7 protein-coding genes, 7 tRNA genes and 1 rRNA gene are annotated in these 7,539 nt (G+C 33.3%); 14 read left to right on the top strand and 1 reads right to left on the bottom strand.

The features are described from left to right. From RMR19_RS20560 to RMR19_RS20525, 8 genes are all read left to right on the top strand, one after another. A 23S ribosomal RNA gene (locus RMR19_RS20560) occupies positions 1-108 on the top strand; the annotation flags it as partial. Positions 109-161: 53 nt separating this feature from the next. Then, a tRNA-Asp gene (locus tag RMR19_RS20555) sits at positions 162-235 on the top strand. 71 nt (positions 236-306) lie between these two features. Continuing rightward, positions 307-379 (top strand) — tRNA-Val (locus RMR19_RS20550). A gap of 5 nt (positions 380-384) precedes the next feature. Then, positions 385-457, top strand: a tRNA-Thr gene (locus RMR19_RS20545). 33 nt (positions 458-490) lie between these two features. Beyond that, positions 491-572, top strand: a tRNA-Tyr gene (locus RMR19_RS20540). A 50-nt stretch (positions 573-622) separates the two neighbouring features. After that, positions 623-696, top strand: a tRNA-Met gene (locus RMR19_RS20535). A gap of 26 nt (positions 697-722) precedes the next feature. Next, positions 723-795: transfer RNA gene (locus RMR19_RS20530), tRNA-Phe, on the top strand. Positions 796-832: 37 nt separating this feature from the next. Further along, a tRNA-Lys gene (locus tag RMR19_RS20525) sits at positions 833-905 on the top strand. 89 nt (positions 906-994) lie between these two features. On the opposite strand, the gene RMR19_RS20520 is transcribed toward RMR19_RS20525, so the two are convergent. Next, positions 995-1,861, bottom strand: coding sequence for a damage-control phosphatase ARMT1 family protein (locus RMR19_RS20520; RefSeq protein WP_310605378.1), 867 nt, complete (start codon positions 1,859-1,861; stop codon positions 995-997). Positions 1,862-2,022: 161 nt separating this feature from the next. Here RMR19_RS20520 and RMR19_RS20515 point away from each other — a divergent pair, with 161 nt between their 5' ends. From RMR19_RS20515 to RMR19_RS20490, 6 genes are all read left to right on the top strand, one after another. Then, on the top strand, positions 2,023-2,736 hold the full coding sequence (locus tag RMR19_RS20515) for a hypothetical protein (RefSeq protein WP_310605377.1): 714 nt from the start codon (positions 2,023-2,025) through the stop codon (positions 2,734-2,736). Positions 2,737-2,862: 126 nt separating this feature from the next. Beyond that, positions 2,863-3,378 (top strand): GNAT family N-acetyltransferase, encoded by a 516-nt coding sequence (locus RMR19_RS20510; protein ID WP_310605376.1) that lies wholly within the window; start codon positions 2,863-2,865, stop codon positions 3,376-3,378. A 290-nt stretch (positions 3,379-3,668) separates the two neighbouring features. Continuing rightward, complete coding sequence (locus RMR19_RS20505) at positions 3,669-4,370, top strand: carbon-nitrogen hydrolase family protein (RefSeq protein ID WP_310605375.1); 702 nt, start codon at positions 3,669-3,671, stop codon at positions 4,368-4,370. Positions 4,371-4,599: 229 nt separating this feature from the next. Beyond that, a complete protein-coding gene (gene proC, locus RMR19_RS20500; protein ID WP_310605374.1) occupies positions 4,600-5,394 on the top strand; it encodes a pyrroline-5-carboxylate reductase in 795 nt (264 codons plus the stop codon). A gap of 185 nt (positions 5,395-5,579) precedes the next feature. After that, positions 5,580-6,656 (top strand): SGNH/GDSL hydrolase family protein, encoded by a 1,077-nt coding sequence (locus RMR19_RS20495; protein ID WP_310605373.1) that lies wholly within the window; start codon positions 5,580-5,582, stop codon positions 6,654-6,656. 67 nt (positions 6,657-6,723) lie between these two features. Then, positions 6,724-7,464 (top strand): NAD-dependent protein deacylase, encoded by a 741-nt coding sequence (locus RMR19_RS20490; protein ID WP_310605372.1) that lies wholly within the window; start codon positions 6,724-6,726, stop codon positions 7,462-7,464. Positions 7,465-7,539: the final 75 nt, after the last annotated feature.

Genomic DNA, 7,539 nt, shown 5'->3' with positions numbered 1-7,539 from the left:
AGCACAAGCTAGTAAGACCCCTGAAAGACGATCAGGTAGATAGGACAGAGATGGAAGTGTGGTAACACATGTAGTTGACTGTTACTAATAGGTCGAGGGCTTAACCAAATGAAATGTCTAAATTCAATGTGTAGTTTTGAAAGTACAATAGTGCTTTTAATGGCCTAGTGGCTCAGTTGGTTAGAGCGCCGCCCTGTCACGGCGGAGGTCGAGGGTTCGAGTCCCTTCTGGGTCGTCACAGAAATGTGATGATAAAATTAAATAAAATAAAATACTTATTATAGACAATCGTTTATAATATCCCATGGGATCATAGCTCAGCTGGGAGAGCACCTGCCTTACAAGCAGGGGGTCACAGGTTCGAGCCCTGTTGGTCCCATTAATGCCGACGTGGCTCAATTGGCAGAGCAGCTGACTTGTAATCAGCAGGTTATCGGTTCAAGTCCGATCGTCGGCTCTACTTCAAAGAGTAATCTTAGGGGTTAAATATGGAAGGGTTCCCGAGTGGCCAAAGGGGGCAGACTGTAAATCTGTTAGCTACGCTTTCGAAGGTTCGAATCCTTCTCCTTCCATTAGCAATTATAAATTGCTTAAAAAAAGTTTAATATAGTATAATTATTGTCGCGGGGTGGAGCAGTCTGGAAGCTCGTCGGGCTCATAACCCGAAGGTCGTAGGTTCAAATCCTGCCCCCGCAATCTGAAAACAAAATATTGTTTTCTATGCCCAGATAGCTCAGTCGGTAGAGCAGAGGACTGAAAATCCTCGTGTCGCTGGTTCGATTCCGGCTCTGGGCATTTGTTATGGAAAAACATAATAAATACAATTAAATATGGGATATTAGCTCAGTTGGTAGAGCACTTGACTTTTAATCAAGTTGTCCGGGGTTCGAACCCCCGATGTCTCAGTAATTAGGAAAAAGAAGTGTTGAAAAATCAGCACTTCTTTTTTTATACAAGAATTTATTTTATAAAGGGATAATCACAAAAAATATATTTATTTAAGAGAAGACTTACAGATTAATGAATCTACATCAGTACCAATATCGTTTGCAATTACCTGACATTTAGTAATAAGTAAATAAAAAATATTTTTGTCTTTTTCATTACTCAAGCTTTCATAGTTAGCTTGTCCTTTCGAAATTATAATATCAGCATTTTGATAGATTTTAATAAAATCAGAACTGACTCTATTAAGTACAGTGCCTAGTGAGTTATCACCGTTACTGATTATCTTAGCATATTCATCAACTCCAACAGAATATGCATCTTCTTCTATGGAGTCGTTAATAACAGGCTCACCTCTTACGCCAAAGAAGATAGTAATAGAGGGATTAAGTTCCTTTATTTTCTTTATGAGTAGTTTATCTAGACAAATCTCGCCGCAATTATCACCAAGATAGAGAAGTGACTTACATGATTGAAGACCCTCTATTAATATATCAGAATGATCAATAACAAAGTTTTGATTTTCAACATTATTAAAATGTGTCATAATATCTTCTAATTTATTATTATGGATAGGGTTAAAATCAATTATATTTGCTAGTGCAGCATATTTAAGTGCTTGCTTTAATGGATTAGAACTCTGATTTATATGTTCCTCAAATGTGCTTAGCATGTCTTGAAACATGGTATTATAATATTTTCGTATTTCAATATAGGGATCATTATTTTGAGTATGCTTTTTTAATAAGTCAAAAGTTGATCCGATTATTTCAGGATTAGTTTTGTTAAAATCAACTTTACTAAGATATTCAAAAACAGTATGAAACAACTGTTCTTTATCTTCAACGGTAATAATGTCGGTAATTTTGACGATTTGATTAACTAAGCAGGGAAAACATTTATAGTTTATTTGCATGGTTCTTACTCCTCTATAAATTTTATACATAGTTTGCAAAAAGAAACTTTTTAGATTTAGTTTAACTGCAGTTCATAAAAAAAACAATAGTCTGATAGAAATAATTGAATAACAATGAATTTCGTGATAATATGTAAGAAATGTATTATAGGGAGAAAAATATGAAAAGAAAATTTAGTTATAGCATTGTGTTGATAATTATGGTATGTTGTTTTTTGGAAGGTTGTGCTAAAGAAAATTCAAATAAAAAAATTATTGGACTTTGGATGAATCAATATACAGACATAATTTCATTTGTGGATGTTCAAAATTGTTCAATAAATAATATGACATATACATATAGAATATATGATGAAAATCATTTACAAATTATTTCTAATGATAAATACACATATGAATATATATTTAAATTGGATAATAATAAGCTATATTTAAAACAAAATGGAACAGATATTTATGAGGAATATACAAAAGATGAAGACGAACAGAAAAAAATACTTGAGGAAAACAAACAACAGGTTGATAATAATAAAGCAGAAAATGAAAAACAGGATAAGATAAATAATTTAAAGGAAGAGGTGAAGAGGTATCAAAGCTTAATTCAAGATGCTAATGAGAGAATATCTAACAATAAGAATAGTATAGAAGAGTGGGAGCAAGACTCACTTGATAGAATTGCTGAATGCGAAGAAGCTATTGCATATGGAGATGATGCAGAATACCAAATAAATCAAAGAGACGATTTACTTACAGCAAATAATGAAGCAATCCAAAGTTGTAAAGATAGAATTGTAGAATTGGAAGAAGAAATTACATATTATAAGGACGAAATAGAGAAGTTACAAGAGCAAATTGATAATTTAGAAAGAGCATAGATAATAATTAAGGGGATTAAGCAGGAGGTGATGAAAACGATAATTTTACTATATCGTAAAAAAACTTTTCCAAGATTCATATGAGATATTGGAAAAACATTTTGCTTATAAAAGGTATATTCAAAAATGAAAATACAACAAATAGAAACACAACGCTTATACATAAGAGGATTTACAAAAGATGATGCAAGGTTCGCTATTAGTATATGGAATGACCCAGAGATGGGTGAATATCTACCTGATCCGACGTTGGAAGATATTGATGAAGCATATCTGAAACAAATTGAAGAATTGGGTGAGCATAATACGTGTTTTTATTTGATATCGGAATTAAGGGAATCACATGAAAGAATAGGTACATGTAGTTTTATTCCGAGCAAAGATGGTACTGTATATGATATTGCCTATTGCGTTCACAGAATGTATTGGAATAATGGTTATGCTACAGAGATGGTAAACGGAATGATAGAGTATGCGAAACAGCATGGAGCAAAAAAGATTACAGTTAATGTTAACAAGGATAATGTAGCGTCTAATACGATTGTTAAAAAGTTTGGTTTTGAGGTAGTTGGAGAGCATACATATAAAAAATCTGGAACGGATTTAGAGTTTACAGATTATAAATATGAGTTAAGCGTATAACAAACCCAAGGTATAACGAACTTACAGGTGATTGTACTGATAACTTAAATAATAAAGTGGTTAAGTCATTTGGATTCAAATTTTTAAGCTGAGGTTCAAGTAATTAAAAAAGGGAGTGTTGATTTTCAGCACTTCTTTTTTAGTAGATTGATAACACTTTTTATATACATAGACAAATTCATTTGTTTTAAGACGTATCTATTAGTATTACAGCGTGGTAATATCATGTATACTAAAATAACATTGCGTTATGTCGATACATCATATTACAGGGGGGAGAAAAAATACATATGAAAACAAAAATACTAATTGCAATTCCTATAAAAGATAATGAGTTACAGGAATTAAAAAGCTTTTTGTATAGTGAAGAAGCAGATATTTATGTGTTTCCAGAAGGATTTTTGCATGATACATTTTTAGAGGAGGCTTTAAAAATTATATGTGAGAGCAAAAAGTTTGTAATTACAGGATATAAAGAACAATCACTAGAGGGAACATTTGAAAAGGCATTAATAATAGATAATGGAGTAATAATCGGAGAATATGCAAAGTGTGTATTAACAAAAGGGGAACGAGAAAAAGGAAAAAAAGGTGGTAACAAAATTCATTGTATCAATACGAAATTCGGGAAAATAGGAATTCCAATTTGCTATGAAATACATTTTCCTGAGGTAGCGAGGATTATGGCGAATGAGTCACCTGTGTTATTGGTTAATATTATTGGAACTGGGATGTATCATGAGACACAGTATGAACAGTGGACAACGTTAGCGAAAGCAAGAGCAATTGAAAATGAAGTATTTGTAATAGGATGTTCTCATTATAAGGGAGAGATACCATTAGCATTTGCTTATTCACCAGAAGGAAAGCTATTGTTAGAAAAGAAAAATTATTATGGTGGAGTAGCAATTGAAGTTGATTTAAATGATAGCAATAAAAAGGCAATAAATTATCTCTCTGACCGTATTCCAGAGATGTTACTGCTCACATAAAACGTTCACAGTAATCTAGAGATTACGATTGTTTAGGGAAAAGCATTGACACATTTATAGATTGGAGTTTAAAATATAACATAATTATAGAGAATTAATGGTAATGATAGAACTTGAATTTAATAGGAAAAAGAAAGGAGTCATGCATAGTACGATGTCTGTAATAGAAGTAATAGAAATAGTGGACATAGTAAGCAGATAAGCAACAACTATGCATGGAATATATATAATGAGATTAGGATTTATAGGTTGTGGTAACATGGCAAATGCGATGTTAGGTGGTATTATTAAGAATGGTATTGTTAGAAGTGAGAATATTATCTCTTCGGATTTAAATCAGGTGGCATTAGAGGCAGCAAAGAATACACTTGGTATTCAAGTTACAACGGATAATAAAGAAGTAGTTGAAAAATCAGATATGATTGTACTTTCCGTTAAGCCACAGTTTTATGCGACTGTAATTAATGAAATTAAGGATAGTATTACTGATAAGCAGATTGTTATTACTATTGCGCCAGGACAGACCTTAGATGGGCTTAAAACAGCGTTTGGACGTGAATTAAAGATTGTTCGTACTATGCCAAACACACCAGCTTTAGTAGGGGAAGGTATTACGGCTATGTGTTATAACAAGAATGTTACAGAAGAGGATGCAGATTTAGTGGAATCTGTATTGGCTGGTTTCGGTAAAGTTGAAGTGGTTAGTGAGAATTTGATGGATGCAGTTGTTGGTGTAAGTGGTAGTGCTCCAGCGTATGTGTTTATGTTTATTGAAGCGTTAGCGGATGGTGCTGTTGCAGCAGGAATGTCACGTGATAAGGCATATAATTTTGCGGCTCAGACTGTACTTGGAAGTGCGAAGATGCTTCTTGAGACAGGAAAACATCCAGGAGAATTAAAGGATATGGTATGCTCTCCAGGTGGAACTACAATTGAAGCGGTTCGTATTTTAGAGAAGGAAGGCTTTAGAAGTAGTGTTATGGAAGCTGTGAAGGCTTGTGTTGATAAGGCTAGAAATATATAAGACTAGAAATATATAAAACTAAAAAGATATATGGCTAAAGCTTTATAAAGTAAGAATTTAGTAGCCTAACTATGAAGAATATAGCAGGTGTTTTTAGTTAGTGAAAGTCACAAAACTAGCGTATAAAAGTATTTATAAATAAACAATATCTTATTTAAAGAGAATAGGAAGCAGGAATTGATACTATGATAAATGTATTGGATAATAAAGAGCAATTTAATATAGTTGGTAGACATACATGGCAGGAAGATATTCTATATCTAGGATATTCGGCATCTTATATTGAGTTTTGTTTTAAGGGGACAAGACTGGATCTTTCGTTAGTAACGGATTTATATAGGGACAAGGAAGATAAAGAAGATATTTATCATGCTTGTTTAGCGATATTTATTAATGACAACGAAGAACCCGTTAAGAGAATAGAATTGACGAATAAGCAGGAAACAGTTACTGTTTTTGAATCTGCGTCGACGCAGGAAGTGACAATTCGCCTTATGAAGTATTCAGAAGCAGCATTTAGTAAATTAGGATTTCAGTCTATTCTGTTAGATGGAGAAGTGTTAGCACCACCTGCCAGAAAAACAAGAAGAATAGAGTTTATAGGAGATTCAATTACTTGCGGTTATGGAGTTGAAGGGGCAAGTGATTCCGATATATTTACAACAATGGAAGAGAATCCGATGCTTGCTTACGCATGCCAGACTGCAAGATTACTTGATGCAGAGTTTCAATTAGTTAGTTGGAGTGGTATTGGAATTATTACGAATTATGTAGAGGAAACAATAAATGAGCCATTTTTAGATCGATGGATTATGCCTGCATTATATGAATATTCAGATGGGGAGTTAGAATCGTCTTTACAAAAGGAATGGTTTGAGGTTTGGGATAATTGCAGATATACTCCCGATGTAGTTGTAATAAACATCGGAACGAATGATGCGAGCTACACGAGAGGAATAAAAGAGAGACAAGAGTATTTTGCGAGTGAATATCAAAAGTTTCTTGTTAAGGTTAGAGCAAAGAATCCAAATGCGTATATTCTTGGTGTACTTGGTAGCATGAATGAAGAATTATGTGAGATTGAGCAGGAACAGGTTTTGATTAGACAAGCTGCTGGAGATAACAAGATAAGATATATTAGATTACCGTTGCAGGATGAAAAGGATGGGGTGGCTGTACATTGTCATCCGAGTGCAATTACGCATAAAAAGGTTGCAGAAGAAATCGCATCTTATGTAGCTAAGTGGGTAGAATGGAAATAACTTGATAAGTAATAAGCATTGTTAAATAGTAATTAGAATTTATTATAAAAGGGGCTTAGATATATTTATGAAGAAAAAGATAGAGCAATTATCTAATATAATTAAAGAAAGCAATAATATTGTATTCTTCGGTGGTGCAGGTGTATCTACAGCCTCTAATATACCAGATTTCAGAAGTTCGAATGGTCTATTTAGTAAACGATTAAACCGTTCCTTTACACCAGAGCAATTGGTATCTCATACATTTTTTATGCGCTATCCAGAGGACTTTTATGAATTCTATAAGGAGAAGCTAGTGTATCCAGATGCAAAACCGAACGCATGTCATATAGCATTAGCAGAATTAGAAGCTATAGAAAAACTAAAAGCTATCGTAACACAAAATATAGATGGCTTACATCAAATGGCAGGAAGTAAAGCCGTATATGAGCTTCATGGGTCTGTTCATCGTAACTATTGTATGCAATGTAAAACATTCTATAATGGAGATTATATAGTTAATTCAAAAGGAATTCCAACGTGTGAAGCATGTGGTGGAGTAATAAAGCCTGATGTCGTATTATATGAAGAGGGATTAGATGAGGACACAGTATCAAATGCGGTGCAAGCTATTTCAGAAGCGGACACTTTAATAATAGGTGGAACTTCTTTGGTTGTGTATCCAGCAGCAGGACTGATTCAGTATTTTAAGGGAAAAAACATGGTTGTAATTAATAAAACTACAACACCAGCAGATTCAAAGGCTGATTTAATTATTAGTGAGGATATTGCAGAAGTCTTTGCACAAGTGATGAGAAGATTAAATTAGAGAGAAGAGAAGTCGAGAATTGTAGATTAAGATATATAGATAGAAAGACATGTGATTTGGTAAAATGCTTGAAAA

Origin of the sequence: Anaerosporobacter sp. (genome assembly GCF_031551385.1) — a bacterium.
In the GTDB taxonomy this organism is placed as follows: domain Bacteria; phylum Bacillota; class Clostridia; order Lachnospirales; family Lachnospiraceae; genus Anaerosporobacter.
This window is presented reverse-complemented; position numbering and strand designations above follow the sequence as displayed.